The organism is Deltaproteobacteria bacterium (genome assembly GCA_016875225.1).
GTDB lineage: Bacteria > Myxococcota_A > UBA9160 > SZUA-336 > SZUA-336 > VGRW01.
On record VGRW01000035.1, the window covers coordinates 11,439 to 35,676 of the forward strand.

General features: G+C 70.9%; 24 protein-coding genes. 9 read left to right on the forward strand and 15 right to left on the reverse strand.

What is annotated here, in order from left to right; translation table 11 throughout:
• Positions 1–26: 26 nt before the first annotated feature.
• Positions 27–2,600, reverse strand: coding sequence for a DUF2075 domain-containing protein (locus FJ108_10180; protein ID MBM4336264.1), 2,574 nt, complete (start codon positions 2,598–2,600; stop codon positions 27–29).
• Positions 2,601–3,358: 758 nt separating this feature from the next.
• Here FJ108_10180 and FJ108_10185 point away from each other — a divergent pair.
• Both FJ108_10185 and FJ108_10190 read left to right on the forward strand, forming a co-directional pair.
• Entirely contained in the window at positions 3,359–4,918 is a 1,560-nt protein-coding gene (locus FJ108_10185) for a cytidine deaminase (protein MBM4336265.1), read from the forward strand.
• Positions 4,915–5,103 carry a hypothetical protein gene (locus FJ108_10190; GenBank protein MBM4336266.1) on the forward strand — a complete coding sequence of 63 codons (189 nt, stop codon included), beginning with the start codon at positions 4,915–4,917 and terminating at the stop codon, positions 5,101–5,103. Before FJ108_10185 ends, FJ108_10190 begins: the two co-directional genes overlap by 4 nt.
• Here FJ108_10190 and FJ108_10195 read toward each other — a convergent pair.
• Positions 5,100–5,834 (reverse strand): hypothetical protein, encoded by a 735-nt coding sequence (locus FJ108_10195; GenBank protein ID MBM4336267.1) that lies wholly within the window; start codon positions 5,832–5,834, stop codon positions 5,100–5,102. The two genes, FJ108_10190 and FJ108_10195, sit on opposite strands and share 4 nt — an antisense overlap.
• Positions 5,835–5,924: 90 nt before the next feature.
• Here FJ108_10195 and FJ108_10200 point away from each other — a divergent pair, with 90 nt between their 5' ends.
• Entirely contained in the window at positions 5,925–7,196 is a 1,272-nt protein-coding gene (locus tag FJ108_10200) for a cytochrome P450 (GenBank protein MBM4336268.1), read from the forward strand.
• Between the two features lie 4 nt (positions 7,197–7,200).
• Here the strand turns inward: FJ108_10200 and FJ108_10205 are convergent, their stop codons facing one another.
• The 4 genes from FJ108_10205 to FJ108_10220 are packed head-to-tail and all read right to left on the reverse strand — an operon-like array spanning position 7,201 to position 10,252.
• A complete protein-coding gene (locus FJ108_10205; GenBank protein MBM4336269.1) occupies positions 7,201–8,358 on the reverse strand; it encodes an acyl-CoA dehydrogenase in 1,158 nt (385 codons plus the stop codon).
• A complete protein-coding gene (locus FJ108_10210; GenBank protein ID MBM4336270.1) occupies positions 8,358–9,596 on the reverse strand; it encodes an LL-diaminopimelate aminotransferase in 1,239 nt (412 codons plus the stop codon). Before FJ108_10210 ends, FJ108_10205 begins: the two co-directional genes overlap by 1 nt.
• A gap of 9 nt (positions 9,597–9,605) precedes the next feature.
• Positions 9,606–10,121, reverse strand: a complete 516-nt coding sequence (locus FJ108_10215) for a hypothetical protein (protein ID MBM4336271.1) — start codon at positions 10,119–10,121, stop codon at positions 9,606–9,608.
• Positions 9,971–10,252, reverse strand: coding sequence for a 2Fe-2S iron-sulfur cluster binding domain-containing protein (locus FJ108_10220; GenBank protein ID MBM4336272.1), 282 nt, complete (start codon positions 10,250–10,252; stop codon positions 9,971–9,973). The genes FJ108_10215 and FJ108_10220 overlap by 151 nt, the downstream gene beginning before the upstream one ends.
• Positions 10,253–10,320: 68 nt before the next feature.
• Between FJ108_10220 and FJ108_10225 the strand changes: the two genes are divergently transcribed.
• Positions 10,321–11,052 (forward strand): competence/damage-inducible protein A, encoded by a 732-nt coding sequence (locus FJ108_10225; protein ID MBM4336273.1) that lies wholly within the window; start codon positions 10,321–10,323, stop codon positions 11,050–11,052.
• A gap of 6 nt (positions 11,053–11,058) precedes the next feature.
• Here the strand turns inward: FJ108_10225 and FJ108_10230 are convergent, their stop codons facing one another.
• Positions 11,059–11,838 (reverse strand): PAS domain S-box protein, encoded by a 780-nt coding sequence (locus FJ108_10230; protein MBM4336274.1) that lies wholly within the window; start codon positions 11,836–11,838, stop codon positions 11,059–11,061.
• Here FJ108_10230 and FJ108_10235 point away from each other — a divergent pair.
• Positions 11,837–12,313, forward strand: coding sequence for a DUF4079 family protein (locus FJ108_10235; protein MBM4336275.1), 477 nt, complete (start codon positions 11,837–11,839; stop codon positions 12,311–12,313). The genes FJ108_10230 and FJ108_10235 overlap by 2 nt on opposite strands.
• A gap of 75 nt (positions 12,314–12,388) precedes the next feature.
• Here FJ108_10235 and FJ108_10240 read toward each other — a convergent pair whose 3' ends face one another.
• The 7 genes from FJ108_10240 to FJ108_10270 are packed head-to-tail and all read right to left on the reverse strand — an operon-like array spanning position 12,389 to position 20,782.
• On the reverse strand, positions 12,389–13,348 hold the full coding sequence (locus tag FJ108_10240) for a hypothetical protein (protein ID MBM4336276.1): 960 nt from the start codon (positions 13,346–13,348) through the stop codon (positions 12,389–12,391).
• Between the two features lie 23 nt (positions 13,349–13,371).
• A complete protein-coding gene (gene aroC / locus FJ108_10245) occupies positions 13,372–14,472 on the reverse strand; it encodes a chorismate synthase (GenBank protein MBM4336277.1) in 1,101 nt (366 codons plus the stop codon).
• 7 nt (positions 14,473–14,479) lie between these two features.
• A complete protein-coding gene (locus FJ108_10250; GenBank protein ID MBM4336278.1) occupies positions 14,480–15,058 on the reverse strand; it encodes a DNA mismatch repair protein MutS in 579 nt (192 codons plus the stop codon).
• An 18-nt stretch (positions 15,059–15,076) separates the two neighbouring features.
• Positions 15,077–16,138, reverse strand: a complete 1,062-nt coding sequence (mutY, locus tag FJ108_10255; GenBank protein ID MBM4336279.1) for an A/G-specific adenine glycosylase — start codon at positions 16,136–16,138, stop codon at positions 15,077–15,079.
• An 8-nt stretch (positions 16,139–16,146) separates the two neighbouring features.
• Positions 16,147–17,469 carry a M23 family metallopeptidase gene (locus tag FJ108_10260; GenBank protein MBM4336280.1) on the reverse strand — a complete coding sequence of 441 codons (1,323 nt, stop codon included), beginning with the start codon at positions 17,467–17,469 and terminating at the stop codon, positions 16,147–16,149.
• Between the two features lie 35 nt (positions 17,470–17,504).
• Entirely contained in the window at positions 17,505–19,472 is a 1,968-nt protein-coding gene (acs, locus tag FJ108_10265; GenBank protein ID MBM4336281.1) for an acetate--CoA ligase, read from the reverse strand.
• 8 nt (positions 19,473–19,480) lie between these two features.
• On the reverse strand, positions 19,481–20,782 hold the full coding sequence (locus tag FJ108_10270) for a M24 family metallopeptidase (GenBank protein ID MBM4336282.1): 1,302 nt from the start codon (positions 20,780–20,782) through the stop codon (positions 19,481–19,483).
• A 143-nt stretch (positions 20,783–20,925) separates the two neighbouring features.
• Here FJ108_10270 and FJ108_10275 point away from each other — a divergent pair, with 143 nt between their 5' ends.
• From FJ108_10275 to FJ108_10290, 4 genes are read left to right on the forward strand one after another with little or no spacing between them, the layout of a single operon-like run.
• On the forward strand, positions 20,926–22,608 hold the full coding sequence (locus FJ108_10275; GenBank protein ID MBM4336283.1) for a hypothetical protein: 1,683 nt from the start codon (positions 20,926–20,928) through the stop codon (positions 22,606–22,608).
• The gene (locus tag FJ108_10280) at positions 22,598–23,326 is read left to right on the forward strand and encodes a hypothetical protein (GenBank protein MBM4336284.1); all 729 of its coding nucleotides are present in this window, start codon (positions 22,598–22,600) and stop codon (positions 23,324–23,326) included. Before FJ108_10275 ends, FJ108_10280 begins: the two co-directional genes overlap by 11 nt.
• Before the next feature lie 31 nt (positions 23,327–23,357).
• Positions 23,358–23,702, forward strand: a complete 345-nt coding sequence (locus FJ108_10285; protein ID MBM4336285.1) for a VOC family protein — start codon at positions 23,358–23,360, stop codon at positions 23,700–23,702.
• A gap of 49 nt (positions 23,703–23,751) precedes the next feature.
• Positions 23,752–24,027 (forward strand): hypothetical protein, encoded by a 276-nt coding sequence (locus FJ108_10290; protein ID MBM4336286.1) that lies wholly within the window; start codon positions 23,752–23,754, stop codon positions 24,025–24,027.
• On the opposite strand, the gene FJ108_10295 is transcribed toward FJ108_10290, so the two are convergent.
• A partial coding sequence (locus FJ108_10295; GenBank protein ID MBM4336287.1) for an IS3 family transposase occupies positions 24,024–24,238 on the reverse strand: 215 nt, incomplete at its 5' end. The genes FJ108_10290 and FJ108_10295 overlap by 4 nt on opposite strands.

Genomic DNA, 24,238 nt, shown 5'->3' on the forward strand with positions numbered 1-24,238 from the left:
CCGCCAACTTCCATCGCGAGCGGAACTCATCCTGGAGCGCGCAGCAGTCGCTCGATGTGTTCGCGCGTCTCCGGGTCCTCGAACCAGACGAACGTGCCGCGGATCGCGCGGGAGAGCAGGATCCGGTAGCCGCGCTGCAGCCGGCGCAGCAGGTCGTCGCTGTTCGGGCCGCGACCGCGCTCGCGGCGCGCGGCGGCGAGCGTCTTGCGCCAGGCCGACTCGTGGATGTGCTCCGCTTGCGCCACCCAGCGGTCGCCGCGCCAGACGAGGTCGCTCATCCAGAGCACGCCCGTGTAGTCGTAGTCGAAGCCGCGCACCACGTAGGGGCAGCCGACTTCGCAGAGCGGGTCGTCCGCCATCGCGCTTCTCGCGGGCGCCTGCACGAAGAGCGTGTAGTCCTGCTCCGGGGCGAAGTTCCAGATTCGCGACCAGGTGCGCGGCTCGCCGTCGCGCGCGAACTCGAGCTGGAAGTCGCGGGCCGTCGAGGCCAGGCGGTGTGGGTCGTACTCGCCCTTGGTCCGCCATGGGCGCGCGTAGGACGCGAGCAGGCGCACCGTCTGCCCTTCGGCTACCCGCGGGCGCAGCGCCTCGTCGAGCGCGGCGGGGTCGTCGACGATCTCGAACGCGAACGGTCCGCCGAAGCCGCGCCGCCACGTGCTCGCGGGCTCCGTGCGCTCGTCCAGACCTAGCGCGGCGCCGAGCCACGTCATGTACTCGGCCGAGCCGCCGCAGCGGAACTGCGCGCCCGCCAGGCTCACGTGCTCGATCTTCTCGACGCCTAGCTCGGCCGCGAAGCGCCCGATGCTCTCGCGCGAGGTCGTCTCGTTGTCGCGGTAGCTCTGCTCGGTGTCCATCAGGAAGACGCTGACGCGCGAGCTGCGGATCACGTGCCAGGCCTGCGGGCCCGCGTGCATGGCCCACCCGGACGGTGACACCCCTTCCTTGCCCGCGACGGTGGGGTCGATCAGGGCGTGCGCCTCGTCGACGATCGAGACGGCGAACGTGTCGTCCGGGCAGCGGCTGCGCTCGCCGAGAGCAGCGAACCGCTCCAGGTTATCGCGCCAAGTCGAGATCTCGGTCCTGCGCCCGCGATCGCGCTCGCGCTTCACCCAGACCGGCGACAGGCCCGGGTTGTACTTGTTCGCCCCGACCACCACCCCGCGCGCGGCGCGCTTGCCGGACGCGAGCTCGAACAGCCCCTCCCAGTTCGAGCGCTGCGCGCTCGAGGTCGTCGTCAGAACCACGTTTCCGTCGATCCGGTCGTCACCGGCCAGTGTCGCCCACAGGTGCGCCGCGACCACGGACTTTCCCGAGCCCGGCGGACCCTCGACGATCACCACACTCTTGCGCCCGGGCTTCCGCCGCGCGCCCGTCTTCGCGGGCGCCAGCGCTCGCTCGACCTGCTTCATGCACTTCTCGAAGCCCGCGCGCTGCTCGTCGAGAAGCACGAACGGGCTCTCGCGCCGGTTCGCGATCGCCTGCGCCACCTGTCGCACGAAGCCACGGTCCTGGCGGTACTGCCCGAGCTCGAAGCGGTGCGCGAAGCCAGGGTCGGGCTGCCGGAGCCTCGCCGCCAGGTGTGCTGGGAAGCGATCCGCGATGTCCGCCCGGCTGCGCGTGAAGACCGGATACTCCGCGACCAGCGCGCGGTGCGGCGCCGCCGAGTACGGCTCCGCCGACGATGCGAACGTGAAGAACACGCAGCCCGACACGCCCGCGCCGTCCTCCTGCACGGCGCTGTGGAAGCGGCGGCAGTACTCGACGTAGCCGCGCACCTGATCGGACGGGTGCGAGACCTCGCGCTCCGCGTGCAGCACCAACCCCTCGCGCGGCCCCGGCCGATCCCCTTCGGTGTTCCAGTCCTTGAGCTCGACGATCACGGCCGCGGGCTTCGATTCGTCCCGTCCGAGCAGCACCACGTCGGCCCATGACGCGGATGCGGGCAGGCGGTACTCGACCGCGACGTCGCCGCGGCTGCCCAGATGCACGTGGAAGCCCTTCAGCGCCTCGTGACCAAGCACGCCGGCGAGCGCGGGCAGCGAGTTGCGCCAGGCGCCGGCCTCGCTCGCCCCGCCCCGCCGTGTCTCGTCCTGCAGGTCCGCGACCAGACCGTCGAGGTCGTAGGCAGTTCGCTCGCGGAACGAATCGACGTCGAGGAGCACGGGGACGGTTGTACCATGGGGTCGAGCGAGACTCGATGGCCTATCCACTCGCGCAGTGGCCGAGAGGCATCTTCGCTTGGGCGCCCAGCGGACAGCGCGGCGGGAGAGCTGGCGCCTGATACGACTCGGCGCGATGACGATCCGCGCGACCTCCTTGCGGCCATTGCCACGTCGAGGTCGTCGGCAAGGACTAGAGACTGGATAGGATCGCCTCGCGGCGGTCTCGATATTCCTCTTCCGTGATGAGCCGTCGCTTCCACAGCAGATCGAGTTCCTCGAGGCGTTCCGCGACCGACCTCTGCTTCGAATCGGCTGGGGGTATCGGTGGTTCCACAGGCGGGGGCTCAACCGCGCGAAGTGTCGCAGCACTCGGAGCGGGCTCCGGTGGTTTCTCGGCCGAGAGGGGTGGCGGCGAAGTCTGGAACGCCCCTTGCTCATGCAGATCCTGGTACACGTGGTCCGCGATTCGAGAGAGGGCGCGGTGCCTGGCCCCCTGCATGAATGGCGAGATCGGGAGCAGGAGCAGGCTCACCACCGTGACGAACTCATTGTTCGCCGCGGCTCTGTAGCGGCGCCCGGAGGTCCTCTCCACGAGCTCGTATTCGAGCGAGAACCGGGTGTCAACGTAGTAGGGGATCACGAACAACGTGAGGCCGCTGATGATCTGCAGCGCGATGCTGGAATCCCCGTCCTGCATTCCCATGAGCACGAGGGAGTAATCGGCCGACCCAGGGCTCTGGCCTGGCTTGGCATACGAGTAGGAGCGAATGACTTCCTTGTCGCGCCATCGATCCAGGATCGCGTCGTTGATCTCGTTCCCCATCCGGTTGGAGGTCACGAGCTTGCCGCCGTCGAGGTGAAACGAGAATGCCGGACTCACCGAGTACTCGACGGATGGCCGAAACCCCGGCTCCGAGGTCGTGATCTCCGGGAGCTCCTTGCCACCCGTGGTAATGCAGCCGACGGATCCAAGAGATAGCAGCAGGATCGACGCCGTGATGATGGTACGAATCACCGCTGCTCGCTCGCTCAACAGACTCTCCAGTGCAGTGAATTGAACGTTCCGGGGTCCTCGCGTTCCCAGAAGTCACGGTACCACAGTCCTGCAGTCGTCCGGGATCCATCAGGTCGGAGCCGGACTTCCCGCGATCCGCTCCGCGAAAGCGCGTCAGGATCTTGCTCCGGGGCGACAAAGGGTGATCTGCCCCCGTCGTCTCCTGATGATGACCGGAGTTCACCTACCACTCGGCGCTGACCTCGACTATCTAGTCCTCATGAGCGTCAGGAAGCGTGCGCAGAGGGCGCGGAGGCTTCGCTCCGAGGTCGTGATTGGATTGGCGGCCGGAGTCGGCGCGCCCTTAGAGCTGGTGCAGAGCCGGATCGCCAGTGCCCTCGAGAAGCTCGGCTACGAAGTCGAGCTGATTCACCTGAGTGGACTCACGGAACTGTTCGACCTCTCGACGCCGTCACCTGGTTCGAGTGCTGGCGAGGCCGAGCGCATCGACGCGGGCATGCGGCGCGGGAACGAGGCGCGCGAGGCGACCGGGCACGACGACATCCTCGCGATGGCGGCGGTCGGCCAGATCCGCAATCGACGCGGAAGAGGACTGACCAGGCTCGATGGCAGGGCCTTCGTGCTGCGCCAGCTCAAGCATCCGGCCGAAGTCGATCTACTGCGCCGGGTGTACAGAGACGGATTCCACCTGGTTGGCGTGTACTCCCCGGTCGAAGCGCGCGAGGAGCGACTTGCGGACCATGGCATGCACGAAGATCGGATTGCGGAGCTGATTGCGCGCGATGAGCGCGAACCATCGACGTCGGGCCAACGGCTGCGGGACACGTTCCATTTGGCAGACGTATTCGTGAACGTCGCAAAGTCGCGTTCGGCGATCGCCTCGCAGATCGAGCGGTACTTCGCCCTGGTGTACGGCAAAGGCCTACACGGCCCGACACCCGACGAGTTCGGGATGTTCCAGGCCTACGCGAGCGCGCTTCGCTCGGTGCAGCTCGGCCGGCAGGTTGGCGCGGCGATCCTGAGCCCGCACCGGGACCTGATCGCAGTGGGGACCAATGAGGTTCCGCGTGCGGGCGGCGGACCCTACTTCGACGGCGACCCCGAGGATGCACGCGATCACATTCGGGGTCGCGACTCGAGCGACGAGATGCGCGAACGGATGGCGACGGAGATCGCGAGTCGAGTGATCGACGGCTGGGAGTCGTTGTCTCCGGCCGGTCGACTCGAGAGAGCGCGAGGGATCCAGGAGCGCCTCGAGTCCACGACCATTTCAGCTCTCACCGAGTTCGGCCGCGCCGTGCACGCCGAGGCGGACGCGCTTCTCTCGGCCGCTCGGGTTGGCGTGTCGACGCGGGGATGTTCGCTGTACGCAACGACCTTCCCTTGCCACGTCTGCGCGAAGCACATCGTGTCGGCGGCGATTGACCGCGTAGTATTCATCGAGCCGTATCCGAAGAGCAGGGCGCGCGAGCTCTTCGACGATTCGATCTCGCTCGAGAAGCGCTCGAAGAGCCGAGTCCTGTTCGAGCCGTTCGTCGGCGTGGCGCCGCGCAGGTACGTAGAGCTGTTCTCCATGCGGGCTCCGGACGGCGAGGAAATCGCGAGGAAGGATGCGGCCGGCTTCGTTCTCGGAGAGTTTCGGCGACCACGGTTGGAGATGTCATACTCCTCCGCGATCGACCGCGAGGGATGGGCCGCGGACGAGCTTCGCGGGCTTCTGGGAGAAGGAGAGGGGAGTTGAACAAGCGCATCTCGCGCAACATGTCCGATCCCGAGTCGCGCAACTTCTGGCTCGCCATGGACGAGTCGGCGCGGAACAGGCGCCCGGAGCCGACGACCGAACGGATTCCGTGGACGCACGAGAAGCCCGAGGCGCAATCGAAGGCGAAGACTCCCCCCGCGCGGCGTACGCGGAAGCCGCGCTAGGGTTTCCCGAACTCCTGCGGCCGGAGCGCCGCGCGGACGACGTCGGCGGCGATGGCTTCGAGCGCGGCGTCGAGGTCCTCGAGCAGCGCGCGGCCGTCGCTTGCGACCCAGTCGTGGAACGGGCGGGGCGGGGTCTCGTGCTCGGTGGCGCGCCAGGGGGCGCGGGGCTTGCCGGGGTCTTCGCCGCCGGTCTCGACGCGGGCGGCGGCGGTGATGCGCAGCGAGACGCGATCGCCTGCGTGCTGCTGCACCTCGAGGCCGTGCAGGCGCAGCGCGAGGATCGCGTCGGCGCGGTCGCGCGTGGGGACGATGCTGCGCCGATGCGCGAGCTCGCTCGAGACGGCGGCGGCGAGGCGCGACTGCAGCTCGCGCTCGTCGACGAGCGGGCCGAGCGTCTGGTTCAGCTCGGAGACGCCTTCCGCGGGAAGCGCCGTCACCGCGCCGTAGGCGACGCCGCCGACGGGGGCGATGACCAGGCCGACGGCGGTGCAGACGAGCAGCGCGAGCGGCGCCGCGCCGTGCGCGCCCTGCAGGCATCCGGTCATGAAGGCCGTCGCGACGCCGCTCGTGCCGCGCAGGGTCTGGCCCGCGAGGCCGCGCGCCTCGAGGTCGGTCTCGGTCGGGCCGCGGATCTCGACCGCGACGCGTTCCTGGGGCTCGAGGCGGCTCTTCGGCACCGCGGTCACGCAGCCGGCTGCGAGCGCGAGGGCGAGCACGGCGGGGTAACGCACGCGCCAACCGTAGATGGCGCCCGCGAAGGCGTCCAACCCGAGGCCCGGGAGAAGCTTGTCGCGCGGCGCGGGGCGCGAGAAGATGGGCGGATGACGATCACCGACGGAACCGACCTCCTCGACCCGCAGCGCTACGCGACCCTGGGCTACCCACACGAGATCTGGGCGCGGCTGCGGCGCGAGTCGCCGGTGCACTGGTGCGACCCGGCGGACAACGTGCCGTTCTGGGCCATCACCAAGCACGCGCACATCGCCGAGATATCGAAGCAGCCGGATGCGTTCCTGTCGGGGCCGGGGATCGTGCCGCCGACGCGCGACGTCGCGGAGCGGATCGCGCGCGGGGAGCGCGGGCCGTTCGACATGATGCAGACGATCATCACCATGGATCCGCCCAAGCACCGCAAGTACCGCAAGGTGGCGAGCCCCTGGTTCACGCCGCAGGCGCTGGCGCGGATCGACGGCACGGTGCAGGCCAGCGCGCGCAGGCTCGTCGACCGGCTCTACGACGCGCAGCGCGGCGGCGAAGGCACCTGCGACTTCGTGACCGAGATCGCGGTGCCGCACCCGCTGCGCATCCTGTGCTCGATCCTCGGCGTTCCCGAGGCCGACGAGCCGGTGATCCTGCGGCTCACGCAGCAGCTCTTCGCGGCCGACGATCCGGAGTTCAAGCGCAGCGAGGCGGACCGCAACGCGGCGTTCATGGCGCTCGGCCTCGAGTTCCTGCAGTACTTCGGGAAGATCATCGCGGACCGGCGCGCGAACCCGAGCGGCGACCTCGCCGGCGTGCTGGCAAACGCGGAAGTCGACGGCGCGCGGATGGGCGACGTCGAGACGCTCGGCTACTACCTGATCACCTTCACCGCCGGTCACGACACCACGCGGAACAGCCTGGCCGGCGGCATGCACGCGCTGATCGAGAACCGGGCCGAGCGCGAGAAGCTGCGCGCGGACCCGGCCGGGCGCGTCGCGGACGCGGTCGAAGAGATCGTGCGCTGGTCGACGCCCGTGAACTTCATGATGCGCACCGCCGCGCGCGACTACGAGCTCGGCGGCGCGAAGATCCGCGCGGACCAGCGCGTGGTGCTGTTCTACGCCTCGGCGAACCGCGACGAGGACGTCTTCGAAGACCCGTACGCGTTCCGGATCGACCGACACCCGAACCCGCACCTGGGCTTCGGCATCGGCGAGCACTTCTGCATCGGCTCGCATCTGGCGCGGCGCTCGCAGCGCGCGCTCTTCAGCGAGCTGATCGGAAGGCTCCAGGACGTCGAGCTCGCCGGGCCCGTCGACCGATTGGCCGCGAGCTTCGTCGCGGGGATCAAGCACCTGCCCATGCGCTATCGACTCGCGCCGCGCGCGTAGACGCTCAGCCCGGCAGCCCGAGCCCGCGCGTGGCGATGATGTTGCGCAGGACGTTGTTCGTCCCGCCCTGGATCGTGTAGGCGGGCGCGTAGAGCAGCGAGCGCGCGGCGCGGCCCGCGAGCGCGGCGCGCGGGTCGCCGCCTTCGAGCGTTCCCGCGCCACCCGCGATGCGCGAGACCAGATCGGCGATGCGCTGCTCGAGCGTGGTGCAGAAGGTCTTCGCGACCGCCGCCTCGTGATTCGGCACGCGGCCGGCGGAGAGCATCTCGGCCACGCGGTAGATCAGGCCGCGGCCGGCGCGAAGGGCGATCTCGACCTCCGCGATCTGCTCGCGCAAGGCCGGATCGCGTCGGGTGAGGCAGCGCTCGGCGGCGAGCCGCTTCGCGTCGCGCCAGAGCGGCGCGTTCGAGATCAGCCGCTCGATGCCGCTCCGCTCGAAGTCGAGCTGCTGCATGATCTGGTAGAAGCCGTGGTCGAGCTTTCCGATCAGCGCGCTTCTCGGCACGCGCACCTCGTCGAAGAACAGCTCGCCGAAGTGCGACTCGCCGATCATGTCCTTGATCGGCCGCACGGTGATTCCGGGCGCGCTCATCGGCACCAGGAGCTCGCTGATTCCCTTGTGCCTGGCCGCGTCGCCGTTCGTGCGCGCGACCAGGTAGCAGTAGTCCGCGTGCGAGGCGAAGCTGGTCCAGATCTTCTGGCCGCGGATAACGAACTCGTCGCCGTCGAGATCCGCGCGCGTGTGCAGCGCCGCCAGGTCGCTTCCCGCGTCGGGCTCGCTCATGCCGATGCAGAAGCTGATCTCGGCGCGCGCGATCCGCGGCACGAGCTCGGCCTTCTGCTCGGGCGTGCCGTGCGCGAGAAGCGCGGGGCCGATCTGGCGGTCGCCGAACCAGTGCGCGGCGACCGGAGCGCCCGCGAGCAGCAGCTCCTCGGTCACGATCAGCCGATCCAGGTAGCTGCGCTCGCGCCCGCCGTACTGCTTTGGCCAGGTCATGCCGAGCCAGCCGCGCGCGGCCAGGCGTTTCGAGAATTCGGGGTCGAAGCCGGCGATCCAGCCGTCCTCGGGGAAGGCCCGCGCGCGCACGGCCGGATCGGCCGAGACGAACTCGCGCACCTCGGCGCGCAGCCGCGCCTGCTCGGGGGAATCGCGGTAGTCCACTACGCGCCGCCGAGCTCCCGGCGCACCCGCGACAGCGCCGTCTCGATCTTCTCGGCCTTGCCGAACGCGGAGAGCCGCACGTAGCCCTCGCCGCAGGCGCCGAAGCCCGCGCCCGGCGTGCAGACCACGTGCGCGCGCTGCAGCAGCCGGTCGAAGAAGTCCCACGATCCGACGCCGTCCGGTGTCGCAATCCAGGCGTAGGGGGCGTTCTCGGCGCCGAACACGCGCAGCCCCACGTCCGTCATCGCCTTCCGTATCGTGCGCGCGTTCGCCATGTAGTAGTCGATGCTCGCCTGCGTCTCGCGCCGACCCTGCTCGGTGTAGCAGGCCGCGGCGCCGGCCTGGATCGGGAAGCTCGCGCCGTTGAACTTCGTGGTCTGCCTTCGCAGCCAGAGCCTGTGCAGCTCGACGGGGTCGCCCTTCGCGTCGCGGCCGACCAGCTCCTTCGGGATCACGACGTACGCGCAGCGCAGGCCCGTGAAGCCGGCGAGCTTGGAGAAGCTTCGGAACTCGATCGCGACCTCGCGCGCGCCCGGGATCTCGTAGATCGAGCGCGGCAGCGACGGATCCGTGATGTACGCCGCGTAGGCCGCGTCGTAGAGCAGCACGGCGTCGTTCGCCTTCGCCCAGCGCACCCACGCCGCGAGGTCGGCCGCGGTCGCCACCGCGCCGGTCGGGTTGTTCGGAAAGCACAGGTAGACCAGGTCCACCGGCCGGTCCGGCGGTGCGGGCCGGAATCCGTTCGCCTCGTTGCAGGGCAGATAGGTGATTCCCTCGTAGCGGCCGTCGTCGCCGGCCGGGCCGGTGCGGCCCGCCATCACGTTCGTGTCGACGTAGACCGGGTACACCGGATCGGGTACGGCGATCCGCGCGGCCGAGGCGAAGATCTCCTGGATGTTCCCGCTGTCGCACTTGCTGCCGTCGGAGACGAAGATCTCGTCGGGCGAGATGCTGGCGCCGCGCGACTTGAAGTCGTGCTCGGCGATCGCCTCGCGCAGGAAGTCGTAGCCCTGCTCTGGTCCGTAGCCGCGGAAGGTCGCCTCGGCGCCGAGCTCGTCGATCGCGCGGTGCATCGCGTCGCGGATCGAGGCCGGAATCGGCAGCACCACGTCGCCGATGCCGAGCCGGATGATCTCGGCCTTCGGGTTGGCGTCCTGGAACGCGCGGACGCGCCGGCCGATCTCGGGAAACAGGTAGCCGCTGGCGAGCTTCAGGTAGTGGTCGTTGATCCGGGCCATGTGAAGTCCTCAGTCTCGGTCGGTGGGGAGTGTAGCCAGTATCAGATCCGCGATGCCGGCGACAGACCCGGTCGACGCGGTCATGCGCACGCACAGCCGCGGGTACGCGCGGGCTGCCGCTTCGACCAGCCGCGGCACGTCCTCGACCGCGTGCAGCCCCGGCACCAGGAAGAACGGGTGCACGAAGAGCTCGCTCATGCCGTCGGCCGCGCAGGCCTGCAGGGCCTGCTCGATCGACGGCTCGGCGAGCTCCATGTGCGCCACGTACACCGAGAGCCCGGGCCGCCGCAGCCGCACCTGCTCCGCGACCCAGGCCAGGTGCGCGTGCGCGTCGGCTTTTCGCGAGCCGTGGTCCACGATCAAGAGCGCCCGCTTCACCAGTAGTCCGCCGAGACCGAGAGGTCGTGATTCACGCGCAGCGCGCAGGCGAGCCGCAGGTCGGGCGCGACGCGGTTGCGCTGCTTCGCGCGGCGCTCCACCGGCGCCTCGCGCGAGACCCGGCCCGACACGATCCGCACGCCGCACTTGCCGCAGACCAGGTCGTCGCCGCAGGCGCGCGCGATCGGAAGCCCGGCCTCGCGCACGACGTCGATCAGCCGCGCGCCCTTCGGCACCCGGAGCTCGATGCCCTTCGGAAGCAGGCGGACCGTCGGCACGCGGGGATCATAGGCGACATCGCCGGTCGGTTGAAGCCGCCCCTCGCTCCGCCTAAGATCGCCGCGGGATGTCCACCGCCGGCATCGTGATCATCGGCAACGAGATCCTGACCGGAAAGGTGCAGGACGAGAACACCCCCTGGCTGCTGCGCGAGCTGCGCCGCCAGGGCGTCGACGTTCCGCGCGTGCACGTGATTGCCGACGTGATCGCCGAGATCGCGCGCGACGTGCGCGAGTTCTCACGCGAGTACGACTACGTGCTCACCTCGGGCGGCGTCGGCCCGACACACGATGACGTCACCATGGACGGCGTCGCGGCGGCCTTCGACGTGCCGCTGGAGCAGAACGCCGAGATGACCGGGATGCTGAACTCGGCGCTTCGCGGCCGCGAGCCGAACGCGAGCATGATCAAGATGTGCATGCTCCCCGTCGGCGCCACGCTGATCGCGACCAAGGATCTCTGGTTCCCGCTGGTTCAGGTGCGAAACGTGTACGTGTTCCCGGGAATCCCGCGGCTCTTGCAGGCCAAGTTCGACTCCGCGCGCGAGATGTTCCGCGGCGAGCCCGTGTTCCTGCGCCGCGTCTACGTGAGCCTGATCGAGAGCGACATCGCGCACGACCTGAACGAGCTCCTGGTCGAGTTCAGCGAGCTCATGCTCGGCAGCTACCCGCGCACCGCCGCCGACGCCGATTACATGACCATGCTCACGCTCGAATCCCGCGACCGGGATTACGCCGACCGCGCCACCCAGTCGCTGGTGAAGCGCATGCCCAGCGGAGCGGTGCTGCGCGTGGAGTGAGCCGCGCTAGACGCGGCCGCCGAAATCGAGCGCCGGCTTCACCCGCTCGCGCGCGATGAAGATCGCGAGCCGCTTTCCCGAGATACTGTGACTTGCGATCGTGAGCTCGACCGGCACGTAGTCGCCGTTCGGCCGCGCGACGGTGAGCTCGATCGGGCCGGAGTCTTCGCCCGCGTCGAGACGGCTCTCGAGCTCGCGCCAGACGAGCTGGTCCGCCGGCGCGATGAAGGCGGACAACGAGCTTCCGATCAGGCGCGCGGCGTCGGTGGCGAAGAGCGCCTCGGCGGCCGGGTTCACGTCGAAGATCGCGCTCGAATCCAGATTCAGCGCCACGTAGGTGTCGGAGATCCGGTCGATCGCGCCGCGCACGCGCCGGCCCGCGTTCGGCGTCGGACGCTTCTTGCTCCGCTCGCGTTTCTCCTCGCGCTCCTCCGGCGCGAGAATGCGCCGCACGCCGGATCGGAAGCGCGCCTCCATGTCGACGAGCGCGCCGGCCAGCTCGGGCGTGGCGCCGAACGAGTTCGCGACCGCGACCGCGGTCTGGATCGTGTTCTCGAGCGCGAGCGCCGAGTTTCCGCCCAGCCCGTCGAGCGAGACGCGCGCCGCGTCGGGCGACAGGCTGGCCAGGCGCACGAAGGTGCGAAAGCGGCGGATCACCTCGGCGCGGACTTCGGGCGCGGGCTCGGCGCGGGCGAGGCGACGGTTCACCTCGTCGTCGATCGCGCTGCGGTACCGCTCCAAGTGAGCGACCGCGGCGCGCAGCAGCGCAGCCTCTTCCACCCCCATGAGCCTTCGAGATAACAGTTTCGGCGCGTCTGGACCAGAGAGCCGCCTGCAGATAGCCTCGCGCGCCGTGCGCTGGCTCGCCTACCTACACCCGATTGCGATGTTCGCGGTGCTCGCGCTCGGGCTGATCGTGATGCTCGAGGGCCTGCAGATCCGCCAGGCGCGGGTGCTGCGCCGCCCCTACGCGAACCGGCGTCACCGCCGCTTCGCGCGCGTCTTCCTGTTCCTGGCGGTCTCCGGCTTCGCCTCGGGCCTGGCCTCGATGGCGTTCCTGCGCGACAAGCCGGTCTTCGAATCCGTGCACGCGCTGCTCACGAGCCTGGCGCTGGCGGGCTTCCTGGTCGGGGCGGGCCTGGGCCGCAAGCTGGAGCGGGACCTCGGCTCGCCGCTTCGCGCCCCGCACGCAATCGTCGCCAGCCTGGGTCTGCTCTTTGCCCTGGCCGCCCTGGTCGCGGGCTTCGCGATCCTGCCTTAGTGGGTCCCGGCGCGCGGGCGGCCGCGCGCCACCCACACTTCGCTCGCCTTCGGCTCGCTGCGCGCTGCGCTTGCCCTAGCGGGTTCGCTCGTAGTCGCGAAGCGCGCGGTCGACCAGGCGGCGGAAATCGGGGTGGGTGAGCAGCGCGAAGCTGTCGCCGTTGCGAAGCGCGGCCTGGATCTCGGGCCGGGCCGCGAGCTCGGCCAGGGCGGGGTCGTCGCGGATGGCGCGGATCCGCGGCGCGATCTCGACCAGGCTCGCGCGGACCTCCTCGCCGAACGTGTCGGCGTCCTCGCGTGCCTCGGGGCTCACCAGGCCGAGATCGCCGAGCCGGCCGCGGACCTCCGGATCGAGCCGGATCGCGGCAAAGCTCCCGCGCCGCAGCGCGAGATCGACCTCGCCGGTCGAGACGTACTGCCAGAACAGCGCGTCCTGCTGCAGATCCGCGATTCGCGGGTGCGCGAGCAGCTCCTGGGTCGAGACCACGGCCGATCCGGGATCCGCGACGAGCTTCACCGCGAGCGAGCCGCCGGGGCCGTCGCCGACCGCGGCCGAGACGCCCGCCGCAACGACCGCGCGCGTGCTCCCCACCAGAAGGGACTCGCCCGCGCTCTCGCTCCCGGTCGGAAGGCCCGCCGAGTGCGCCGCGTCGAGGAAGCTTCCCAACATGCCGAGCAGAAGCAGTGCGAGAGCGGCCTGGCCCGCGCCGAAGAAGGCCCCCCCGAGCCGGTCGAAGCCGCCCCTGGGCAGCTCGCCGCGGCGCGCGCGCTCGGCGCGGATCGCGAGCATCGACGCGACGCTCCCGGCCACGTACACGAACAGGAACGCGGCGCTTGCGACGATCGCCCCGGACGCGAGCCGCGAGATCCCGGCCAGGAGCGCGACGAGCGACGCGAGCTCGGCCGCCGCGCCGATCCCCGCCGCGTAGGCCGCGAAGAGCGTCGCCACGCGGAGCAGGCCGGCGAGCCAGCCGCGCCACGCGCCGAGCGCGGTGAAGACGGCGAGAACGCCGAGCGCGAGCCCGTCGAAGAGCATGGCCCGGCCATCGGCCGGGCGCGCTACCCGCTGAAGCCGCCGGCTGGCGGCGCCGTCGCCCGCTGGCGCAGGAAGTGGTCGCAGAGCACCAGCGCGACCATCGCCTCGACGATCGGCACCGCGCGCGGCAGCACGCACGGGTCGTGCCGCCCCTGCGCCTCGAGCGTGACGGGCTCGAGCGCGCGGTTCACGGTCGCCTGCTCCTTGCGGATCGTCGCGGTCGGCTTGAACGCCGCGCGAATCACGATCGGCTCGCCGTTCGAGATTCCCCCCTGCACGCCGCCCGAGCGGTTGGTGCGCGTGGCCACACGACCGCCGCTCGAGACGAACGCGTCGTTGTGCTCGCTGCCGGTCATCCGCGCGCCGGCGAAGCCCGAGCCGATCTCGAAACCCTTGCAGGCGGGAAGCGACAGCATCGCGCGCGCGAGCTCGGCGTCGAGCTTCTCGAAGACAGGCTCGCCGAGCCCCGCGGGAACGCCGTGCGCGACGCAGGTCACCACCCCGCCGAGCGAGTCACCCGCGCGCCGCGCGTCGTCGATGCGGCGGGTCATCTCCTCGGCCGCCGCCGGGTCCGGGCAGCGCGTGATCGACGCCTCGACCTGCTCGCGCGTCACGGCGAGCAGGTCGCACTTCGCCTCGACCGCGTGCACCTGCGAGACGAACGCGACGATCTCGCCGAAGCCGTTCGCGCGCAGCAGCTTGCGCGCGATCGCGCCCGCGGCGACGCGCCCGATCGTCTCCCGCGCGCTCGCGCGTCCGCCGCCCTGCCAGTTGCGGATGCCGTACTTCGCCTCGTAGGTGTAGTCGGCGTGCGAGGGCCGGTACACGTCGCGCATCGCCTCGTAGGCCTCCGGTCGCGCGTCCTCGTTGTGCACGAGCACGAGAATGGGCGTGCCCAGCGTCCGGCCCTCGAACACGCCCGACAGGATCTCCGCGCGGTCGGCCTCCTGGCGGGGCGTGGTGAGCCGGCTCTGGCCGGGCCGGCGCCGGTCGAGCTCGAGCTGGATCTCGGCCACGTCGAGCGGAAGCTGCGCGGGGCAGCCGTCGATCACCACCCCGACCGCGCCGCCGTGCGACTCGCCGAAGGTCTGGATCCGGAAGATCTGTCCGAAGCTCGAGCTCACCTCGGGATCATAAGGGGCGCCGCTTCGGCGCGCCGGGCCCCTTGCGCAGCAGGACGCAGCTCGCGCCGAGGCCGCCGTCGGCCTGCCGCGCGGACGCCCAGGCCAGCACGATCTGGCGCGCCGGCCCGCGCGCGAGCCAGCGCGGCAGGCTCGGCTTCAGCACCGCCTCGCCGTTTCGCGAGCGGTTGCCGCGTCCGTGCACGATCCGCACGCAGCGAAGTCCCCGGGCGTGCGACTCGACGATGAAGCCCTCGACCAGGGCGCGCGCGGTCTTTGCGTCGCAGCCGTGCAGGTCGAGGTCGGCCTGCAGCGTGAACTCGCCCCGGCGCAGCCGCCGCAGCACCCGCGGGTCGAGGCCGGGAACCGAGCCCTGCGAGAGCTCCTCGGATTCGCGCAGATCGAACGGCGTCTCGCCGTTCACCAGCGCGTCGAGCTCGCGCATGACCTCGCGCTCGCGGTCGGAGATCGGCACGGGCTTTCGGTAGCAGATCTGCGGCCCGCGCTGCTCGCTCGAGAGCTTGCGGACTCCTTCCATCGCCTCCGCGAACTCCGCGTCGTCGTCGTGGTCGTCGCCGCGCTGCTTCATGGGGCCCCCTCGAGAAGCTCACCAGGATGGACGCGAGAGCGCCAGGACTTTCTTCATCAGCGCCGAGAGCGGAAGCCGCGCCGCGTCGGCCTTTCCGCAGAGCTTCGCGTCCGCGCGCGCGCGGGTCGCGAGCCGTCCGCCGCGGTCTTCCAGCGCGACGAGCTCGAGCCGGAGATCGATGTGGCTGAACGCGTGCCGGACGCTTCCGAGGGCGGCGCCGGGCGCGACCGCGATCCCCGCGCGCTCGCGCACCAGCTCGACCAGCGCGCTAGCCGGCGAATCGGCGACGTTCGGCAGCTCCCAGAGACCGCCGAGGAGACCGCGCGGGGGGCGGCGCAGAAGCAGCACGCGCCCGCGCCGGAGCAGCACGCCCGCAAGCGCCCGCTGCTCGCGCGGCCGGGCCTTCGGCTTCGGGGCGGGAAACGCCTCGGGCCGGCCGGTCGAAACCGCCTGGCAGAGCGACCCGAGCGGGCAAGCGGGGCAACGCGGCTGTCGCGGCGTGCAGACGGTCGCGCCGAGCTCCATCAGCGCCTGGTTCCACAGGTCGGGGTCGCGCTCGGGCACGAGCTCGCGTGCGAGCCGCCACGCTTCGGCGTCGGCGATCTTCTCGCGCGCGAACAGGCGAGCGAGCACGCGGCGCACGTTTCCGTCGACGATCGCCGCGGGCTCCTTGAAGGCGATGCTGCGCAGCGCGCCCGCGGTGTAGGGGCCGACGCCGGGCAGCGCCGCCAGCGCCTCTGCGGAGCGCGGAACACGGCCGCCGTGCTCGCGCACCACCGCCTGTGCGGCGCGGCGCAGGTTCCGCGCGCGCGCGTAGTAGCCGAGCCCCGCCCAGAGGCGCAGCACGTCCTCCTCGTCGGCGGACGCGAGCGCGGCCAGATCCGGAAACGCCGCGAGGAAGCGCTCGTAGTACGGGATCGCCGTCTCGACGCGCGTCTGCTGCAGCATCGTCTCGGAGAGCCAGATCCGGTACGGGTCGGAGCTGCGCCGCCAGGGCAGGTCCCGGCGCGCGACCCGGTACCAGTCGATCAGCCGTCGCCGAATGGTGTCGCGCCGGGCGCGCTCGATCTCGGCGGCCATGGCGCGCCTCAGGGCACGGCGGCTGCGGCCTCGAGCTTGCCCTCGATGTGCTCGGCGATCCACTTCGGGTCGAACCACTCCAGCGGGTCCACGAAGTGCCCGCCGAGGATCATCGCGAAGTGCAGGTGGTCGCCGCCTGCGAGCCCCGTGGTGCCGCTCTTGCCCAGGGACTCGCCCTTCGCCACCGGGCGGCCCTTCTCTGCCGAGATCTCGGAGAGGTGCCCGTACAGGCTGAACAGCCCGAGCCCGTGATCGACGATCACCGTGTTGCCGTAGATGCCGAGCGGCCCCGCGAAGACGACCACGCCGTCGTTCGCGGCCGGAATCGCGTCGTGCGAGGTCGAGGCGAAGTCGTAGCCCATGTGGGTCTGCTGATCGACGACCTCGCCGTTGTACACGTAGTTGCGTCGCTCGGCGAACTTCGCTCCCGCGTGCGCGTTCGGCATCTGCGCGAACGCGCCGGACCAGATCCGATCCGGGCTGGAGCTCGAGGTGATCTCGACCAGCTTCTCGCCGTTCTCCTGGCGCATCTCGCGGTTGATCTTCAGATAGCCCTCGAGCGGCGTGCCCCTGAACGAGCCGAGCAGCTCGGCCACCTTGCTCTGCATGAACGAGTCCGAGAGCGTGATCGTGTCCTCCGGGAAGCCGCGCTCCATCACGTTCGCGACCAGCGCGATCCGGGTCTCGTTTCCCGCGCGGTCCTGCGCGACGAGGATCGGCTTCGCGCCGTCGGCTGCGTCGGACGGGATCGCGTAGAAGGCGAGGCGCCGCTTCTTGTCCCGCGAATCGACGAAGCCGGGGAAGAAGCGCTCGCCCACGGCGATGCCGCTCTTCTCGACGCCCTCCTCGACGGTGTAGATCGCGAGCTCCGAGCCGCCTTTTCGCACGTAGGTGAGCCCGGTGAGGAGCGACGCGCGCGGTGGCTGGGTGTCGATCGTGAGCGGGATCGAGGGATCGCTCTTGTTGCCCATCCAGGAGTAGTCGCTCGCCTCGACGATCAGCGTGGCCGGCCCGTCGGCGATGCCGAGCTCCTTCGCGTTCACCACGACCTTGATCGGCCGCTCGATGTCCAGGCTCGCGCCCAGGACGGGGTTGCCCGGGTACGCTTCTTCCGCGAGGCCCCATTCCTCTCCGCCCACGCGAAGCGTGACCTTCGCGGAGCGCAGGCCCATGCCCTCGTCCGAGAGGCGGAACTCGTGCTCGTAGCTCGCGCCGGCGAAGGCTGAAGCAGTGCGCGTCGCGATCACCGGTGGCGTGCGCTCCACGCGCGTGTACACCAGATAGCCGCCCGCGAAGAGCAGCAGAAGCACGATGAGTCGGACGACTCGCATTCAGATCCCTCCTGATCCCCGCGAGAGCGGGGTCGTCATTCCTCGTCGGACGCGCGCAGCCGCGCGAGCACCGACAGATCCTCGAGCGTGGTCGTGTCGCCGGCCGTCTCGCGGCCGGCCGCGACGTCGCGCAGCAGCCGGCGCATGATCTTCCCGGAGCGCGTCTTGGGCAGCGCGTCGGCGAAGCGCACGTCGTCGGGGCGCGCGATCGGGCCGATCTCCTTGGCCACCCAGTTCTTGAGCTCTGCGACGAGGCCCGGCTCGACCGTGGTGCCACTCTTCAGTGTCACGAAGCAGACCACCGCGGTGCCCTTGATCTCGTCGGCCCGGCCCACCACCGCGGCCTCGGCGACCTTGGGGTGCGAGACCAGCGCGCTCTCGACCTCCATCGTCGAGAGCCGGTGCCCGGCCACGTTCATCACGTCGTCCACGCGCCCGACGATCCAGAAGTAGCCGTCCTTGTCGCGCCGCGCGCCGTCGCCGGTGAAGTAGGTGTTCGGGTACTTCGAGAAGTACTGCTCGCGGAAGCGCGCCGAGTCGCCCCAGATCCCGCGCAGCATCCCCGGCCAGGGCCTGGTCAGCACCAGGAAGCCGCCCTCGTTCGCGCCGACCGGCTCGCCCGCCTCGTTCCAGACCTCGGCCGAGATTCCCGGGAACGGCAGCGTCGCGGAGCCCGGCATGGTCGTCACCGCGCCCGGGATCGGCGAGATCAGGATCCCGCCGGTCTCCGTCTGCCACCAGGTGTCGACGATCGGGCAGCGGTTCTTGCCGATCGTGCGCCGGTACCACATCCACGCCTCGGGATTGATCGGCTCGCCGACCGTGCCGAGCAGGCGCAGGCTCGCGAGCGAGTACTTCTTGGGGTGCACGTCCCCCCAGCGCATGAAGGTGCGGATCGCCGTCGGCGCGGTGTAGAAGATCGTGACACGGTACTTGTCGATGATGCGCCAGAAGCGCTCGACGTCGGGCCAGTTCGGCGCGCCCTCGTACATGACCGTGGTCGCGCCGTTGGCGAGCGGCCCGTAGACGACGTACGAGTGCCCGGTGATCCAGCCGATGTCGGCCGTACACCAGTAGGTGTCGTCTTCCTTCAGGTCGAAGATGTACTTCGCGGTGGCCGTCACGTGGGTCAGGTAGCCGCCGGTCGTGTGCAGCACGCCCTTGGGCTTCCCGGTCGAGCCGCTGGTGTACAGGATGAAGAGAGGCGTCTCGGCGTCGAGCTTGGCCGGCTTGCACTCGGCCGCGGCCTCGGCCATCTCGTCGTGCCACCAGGCGTCGCGGCCCTCCTTCATCAGGATGTCCTGGCCGGTGCGGCGCAGCACGATCACGCCCTCGACGGTGCGCGTGCCCGCGAGCGCCTCGTCGACCAGCGACTTCAGCGGCACGATCTGGCCGCGGCGCCATCCGCCGTCGGCGGTCACCACCAGGCGCGCCTCGGCGTCGTTGATCCGGTCGCGCACCGAGTCGGCCGAGAAGCCGCCGAAGATGATCGAGTGGATCGCGCCGATCCGCGCGCAGGCGAGCATCGCGATCGCGAGCTCCGGCACCAGCGGCATGTACAGCACCACCCGGTCGCCCTTCTCGATGCCGCGCGCGAGCAGCACGTTGGCGAACTTGCACACCTCGCGGTGCAGATCGCCGTAGGTGAGCGTGCGGCTGTCGCCGGGCTCGCCCTCCCAGATGATCGCGGCCTTGTTGCGCCGCCAGGCGTTCGGGCCTTCCAGATGCCGGTCGAGGCAGTTGTAGCTGACGTTGGTCTTGCCGCCGATGAACCACTTCGCGAACGGCGGCTTCCACTCCAGCGTCTTCTTCCAGGGCGAGAACCACGACACGTGCTGCTTGGCCATCCGCGCCCAGAACTTCTCGGGGGTCTTCTCGGCCTCGCGCACCAGCTTCTTGTAGGCGGCCTGCCCGGGGACGTTCGCGCGCTTTGCGAAGGCCGGGTCGGGCTTGAAGCGGCGCTTCTCCTTCAGGGTCGTCTCGATGGAATTCGCGTCCGCCATGAACTCGCCTAGCTCCTCATCCATGCTTCGACGTCCGCGATCTCTTTCGGGATCGCGGCGGTCAGGTTCTCGAATCCGCTCTCGGAAAGGACCACGTCGTCCTCGATTCGCACGCCGATCCCGCGCAGGTGCTCGGGCGTCTTCGGCTCGGTCCGGCTGAAGTACAGCCCGGGCTCGATCGTGAAGCAGATGCCCGGCTCGAGCGCGCGCGGCTTGCCGTCGACGAAGGTGCGGCCCACGTCGTGCACGTCGAGGCCGAGCAGGTGTCCGGTCGTGTGCATGTAGAAGGGCTTGTAGGCCTCGGTCTGGATCAGCTCGTCGACGTCGCCCGAGAGCGCGCCGAGCGCGACCAGGCCGACCACCAGCTCGCGCAGGGCCGCGGCGTGCATCTGCGGCAGCGTGACTCCGGGCGCGATCGCGGCGAACGCCGCGGCCTGCGCGGAGAGCACCGCCTGGTACACGTCGCGCGCCGCGCCGCTGAACCGGCCGCCGACCGGGTATGTGCGCGTCACGTCGGAGGCGTAGCCGTGCAGCTCCACGCCCGCGTCGATCAGCACCAGCTCTCCCTCGCGAAGCGCGTCGCGGTTCTCGACGTAGTGCAGCACGGTCGCGTTCTCGCCCGAGCCGACGATCGGGCTGTACGCCGGACCCGAGCCGCCGCGCCTTCGGAACACGTGCAGCAGCGCGGCCTCGAGCTCGTACTCGCGCGCGCCGGGCTGCGCGAGCCGCGCGGCCGCCTGGTGCGCCTCGCGCGAGATCACCGCTGCGGCGCGCATCAGCGCGAGCTCGCGCGGCGACTTGCGCAGCCGCATCTCGTGGATCCGATCGTGCGGCGAGATCACCTCCGACGGCGCCGACACGCCGCGGCGCGCGCGCCCGCGCACGTCCGCGAGCGCCGCGATCACGCGCTCGTCGAGCTCGCGGTCGTGTCCGAACGTGTGGTACAGCCGCGGGCGGTTCTCGATCAGACCCGGAAGCCGCGCGGCGAGCTCGCCGATCGGGTACGCCTCGTCCGCGCCGAAGCTCGCGACCGCGCCCTCGACCCCCGGCCGACGCCCGTTCCAGGTCTCGAGCAGCGGATCGCGCGGCTGCACGAAGAAGACGAAGCGGTCCTTGGAGAGCACCGCGACCGCCTCGGCCTGCTCGAAGCCCGTCAGATACCAGAGGTCCGAGTCCTGCCGGAACACGTAGTCCGTGTCGTGCGACCGCGTGCGCGAACGCCCGCCGGGAACGAGCGCCACGCCCTCGCCGAGCTGGCTCTGGAGCGCGCGCCGCCGCTCGGCGAGCTCGGTGGGCGGAACGGGTTCGATTGCGGGCAACGAGACTCCCCCGGAAGACCGGGCGCGAGGGTACCAATCACTCGCGGCTCGGGCACCTCCGGGGGCGAGTTGCCGCTCCGCTTCCGGGTCGTGAATCACAGCCCGGAGCGCGCCGCGCGCCGAAGCTCTTCTAGATGGGAACGAAGCGGTGGCTCGGCGGGGCGGCATTGGCGCTGGTGTGCACGACACCCGCGGCCGGCCGCGCCGCACCCGAGCCGCTTCCGGTTCGCGGCGAGATCGAGTTCGAGAGCGGCGCTTCGCCGCGTTTGGGCGTGCGGCTCGAGATCGATCCGGGCTGGCACATCTACGGTGAAGAGGTCGGGGACGTCGGCCTGCCGACGAGGCTCGACTGGAAGATCGACGGCGGAAGCGTCGGGCCGACCGAGTACCCAGACCCCGAGCCGTTCGCCGACGCCGAGGCCGGCGTCACGAGCTTCGGCTACGCCGGCCGCGTGGTTCTCTCGAGCCCGGTCGCGCTCGGACCCTGGCGCGACGGCGCGAGAATGGCGCGAGTCGACGTGCGCTTCCTGGCCTGCAGCAACGTCTGCGTCCCGGGAACCCTCGCGCTCTCGCGCGATCTCGCGCCGGCGCTCGGTGGCGCTGCGCAGGCAGGCCTGCCGTTTCCGCGCGTGCTCGCGCTCGCGCTGCTCGGGGGTCTCCTGCTCAACCTGATGCCGTGCGTGCTGCCGGTGCTCGCGCTCAAGGCCTTCGCGCTCGCCGATCTCGCGGGTCGCGGCCGGCGCGAAGTTCTCGCGCACGGGGCGGGCTACGTCGCAGGTGTTCTGGTCTCGATGCTCGCGCTGGCGCTCGTGGTGATCGCGCTTCGCGCGGGCGGCACCGCGGTCGGCTGGGGCTTCCAGTTCCAGGAGCCCGCCTACCCGCTCGCGGTCGCGGGGCTCCTGGTCGTGCTGGCGCTGAACCTCTTCGGCGTCTTCGAAGTCGCCGCGCCGGCGGGTCTTGCGAGCGTCGGCGCGGGCGCGGCGGGCGCGAGCCGCTCGTTCCTGGATGGCCTGCTCGCCGTGGCGCTCGCCACGCCGTGCTCGGCGCCGTTTCTCGGCACCGCCGTCGGCGTCGCGTTCGCGAGCCGCGCGCCCGAGACACTCGCGATCTTCGCCGCGCTCGGGATCGGGCTCGCGCTTCCGCTCGCGCTCGTGGCGCTGGCTCCCGGGCTCGCGCGCTTCCTGCCGCGCTCCGGCGCGTGGATGGCGCGGCTTCGCGTGGTGCTCGGCTTTGCGCTGCTTTCGAGCGCCGCCTGGCTGCTCTGGATCTTCGGCCGCCTCTCGGGAGTCGACGCGCTCGCGGCGGCGCTGGGCTGCATGGTGGCGCTGGCGTTCGCGGCGTGGGTCTTCGGCGCGCTGCAGCAGTCCGAGCGCGGCGGCCGCGGGCTCGCTCTGGCGGCTTGCGTGGCGCTGCTTGCGCCGGTCGGGCTTCGCCCGCTGTCCCAGGAGCGTGCGGCCGCCGGTCCGTCGTCCTACTCGCCCGAGGCGGTGGCGACGGAGCTTCGCGACGGCCGCCCGGTCTTCGTCGAGTTCACCGCCGACTGGTGTCTCACCTGCAAGGCGAACGAGCGACTCGTGCTGGCGAGCGAGCGGGTGAAGGCCGCGCTCGCGCGCCGACGCTTTGCGGTGTTGAAGGCGGACTGGACGCGTCGCGACGAGGCGATCCGCCTGGAGCTCGCGCGCTTCGGCCGCGCCGGCGTTCCGCTCTACGTGCTCTGGTTCCCGTCCGCGCCCGACTCGCCGCGGGAGCTGCCCGAGCTGATCACGGTCGACTCGCTCGTCGACGCTCTCGGGAAGGATCCCAGCGATGGCGCGTGAGCTCGCGCTCGCGCTGGTCGCCGCGCTGCTCTGCGCCTCGCGCGCGGTCGCGGATCCGGCGCTGCCCGAGACCACGCTTCCCCTGCACCTAGTCGGCACGGTCGTCGCCGCGCAGCCCGAGCGCTCGATCGCGGTGATCGAGAGCGCGGGCAAGGCCTCTGTGCTTCGCGCGGGTGACGACGTCGGCGGAGCGCAGTTGCGGGAGATCCACAAGGACGGCGTGGTGCTCGCGCTCTCGGGCCGGGTCGCGCCCTCCGCGAGCGGCCGAGCGAGCGCCGCCGTCTGGGCGCCCGAGTCCGGCGCGAGCGCGGATTCGCGCGACGAGCGCGAACCGATGCTCCGGCGCGCCGTGCCACACGCACGCGCGCGAGCTGTGTCCGCCCGCGACGCGCGGCAGCCGGGTCGCTCCGCATCCGAACCCGCGAGCCCGGACGCGCTGCTCGCGTCGCTCTCGGGCCAGGCGCGCTACGCGCCGGTGCAGGACGCGAGCGGAGCGCTGCATGGATTGGCGCTGCTGGACGTGCGCCCCGACAGCGCGCTCGAGCGCATCGGCCTGCGCAGCGGCGACGTGGTGGTCTCGGTCGCGGGCGTGAAGCTCGCCCAGGGCTCGCGCGCGTTCGACGCGCTGCGCGCGCTCGACCCGAGCGCTGGCGGAGAAGTCCTGATCGAGCGGCAGGGCGTGCCGACACGGATCGCGGTTCCGCCCGGCGCGCTCTAGCCCGCGCGCGCGATCGGCCGATACCGAACCCATGTGGCGCACGGTGATTCCCCAGCTCCCGGTCGCGGACGTCGCCGCGACCCAGACCTGGTACCGCGACATGCTGGGCCTCGAGATCGCCTGGACCCGCGGCGACGGCTTCGGCGCCGTGCGCGCGAACGGCGCCGAGCTCTTCTTCGCGAAGACCCCCGAGCCGCGCCCCCCCGCGACCTGCTGCGTACTCGTCGACGATGCCGACTTCGTCTACGCCGTCTGCCGCGAGCACGACGTCCCGATCGAAGAGCCCATCTCGTCCAAGCCCTGGGGCATGCGCGAGTTCAGCATCCGCGATCCGAACGGCCACCTGCTGCGCATCGGCCACTCGACTCGGAGGTAAGCCGGAAAAAAGCGACCCCTTCCCGCGAGCATCGCGTAAGCTCGTGCGGATGAAGCGCCGCTGCCTCGTGACCCTGACTCTCGCGCTCGCGTGTCTTGCCGCGGCGAGTGCGAGCGCGCAGGCGGAGCCCCCGGCCGATGCCTTGGTCGGCGAGGTTCCGTTCCTGACTCACTCGGAGACGAACCGCGTCTTCATCGACCTTGCGCCCGAAGGCAAGCGCCCGTTCCGGCTCCTGCTCGACACGGGCGCATCGGACTCGGTGCTCACTCCGGGCTACGCGCGCGAGCTCGGTGAACCACCCCGGGTTCCCCGGAGACTCGATTAGTTGAGTCCGGCCTCCATGACCGGAGCTTCTTCTCGTCCCGCATAGTACTTCGCCTCGAGCTCGACGGGCGGGATGTCCCCGATTGAGCTGAGCAGCCGACGGTTATTCCACCAGTCGACCCACTCCAGTGTCGCGAACTCGACCTGTTCGATGTTCCTCCACGGACCGTTGCGCCGAATGACCTCGGTCTTGTAGAGACCGTTGATCGTCT

Bases quoted from the DNA above. Each gene is read 5' to 3' on its own strand.
- FJ108_10290 (MBM4336286.1), top strand. From the start codon at position 23,752: ATGAAGCGCCGCTGCCTCGTGACCCTGACTCTCGCGCTCGCGTGTCTT.
- FJ108_10230 (MBM4336274.1), bottom strand. From the start codon at position 11,838: ATGGGGGTGGAAGAGGCTGCGCTGCTGCGCGCCGCGGTCGCTCACTTG.
- FJ108_10280 (MBM4336284.1), top strand. From the start codon at position 22,598: ATGGCGCGTGAGCTCGCGCTCGCGCTGGTCGCCGCGCTGCTCTGCGCC.
- FJ108_10260 (MBM4336280.1), bottom strand. From the start codon at position 17,469: ATGCGAGTCGTCCGACTCATCGTGCTTCTGCTGCTCTTCGCGGGCGGC.
- FJ108_10240 (MBM4336276.1), bottom strand. From the start codon at position 13,348: ATGCTCTTCGACGGGCTCGCGCTCGGCGTTCTCGCCGTCTTCACCGCG.
- FJ108_10285 (MBM4336285.1), top strand. From the start codon at position 23,358: ATGTGGCGCACGGTGATTCCCCAGCTCCCGGTCGCGGACGTCGCCGCG.
- acs (MBM4336281.1), bottom strand. From the start codon at position 19,472: ATGGCGGACGCGAATTCCATCGAGACGACCCTGAAGGAGAAGCGCCGC.
- FJ108_10250 (MBM4336278.1), bottom strand. From the start codon at position 15,058: ATGAAGCAGCGCGGCGACGACCACGACGACGACGCGGAGTTCGCGGAG.
- FJ108_10275 (MBM4336283.1), top strand. From the start codon at position 20,926: ATGGGAACGAAGCGGTGGCTCGGCGGGGCGGCATTGGCGCTGGTGTGC.
- FJ108_10200 (MBM4336268.1), top strand. From the start codon at position 5,925: ATGACGATCACCGACGGAACCGACCTCCTCGACCCGCAGCGCTACGCG.
- FJ108_10235 (MBM4336275.1), top strand. From the start codon at position 11,837: ATGAGCCTTCGAGATAACAGTTTCGGCGCGTCTGGACCAGAGAGCCGC.
- FJ108_10225 (MBM4336273.1), top strand. From the start codon at position 10,321: ATGTCCACCGCCGGCATCGTGATCATCGGCAACGAGATCCTGACCGGA.
- FJ108_10180 (MBM4336264.1), bottom strand. From the start codon at position 2,600: ATGAGCAAGGGGCGTTCCAGACTTCGCCGCCACCCCTCTCGGCCGAGA.
- FJ108_10210 (MBM4336270.1), bottom strand. From the start codon at position 9,596: ATGGCCCGGATCAACGACCACTACCTGAAGCTCGCCAGCGGCTACCTG.
- mutY (MBM4336279.1), bottom strand. From the start codon at position 16,138: ATGGCCGCCGAGATCGAGCGCGCCCGGCGCGACACCATTCGGCGACGG.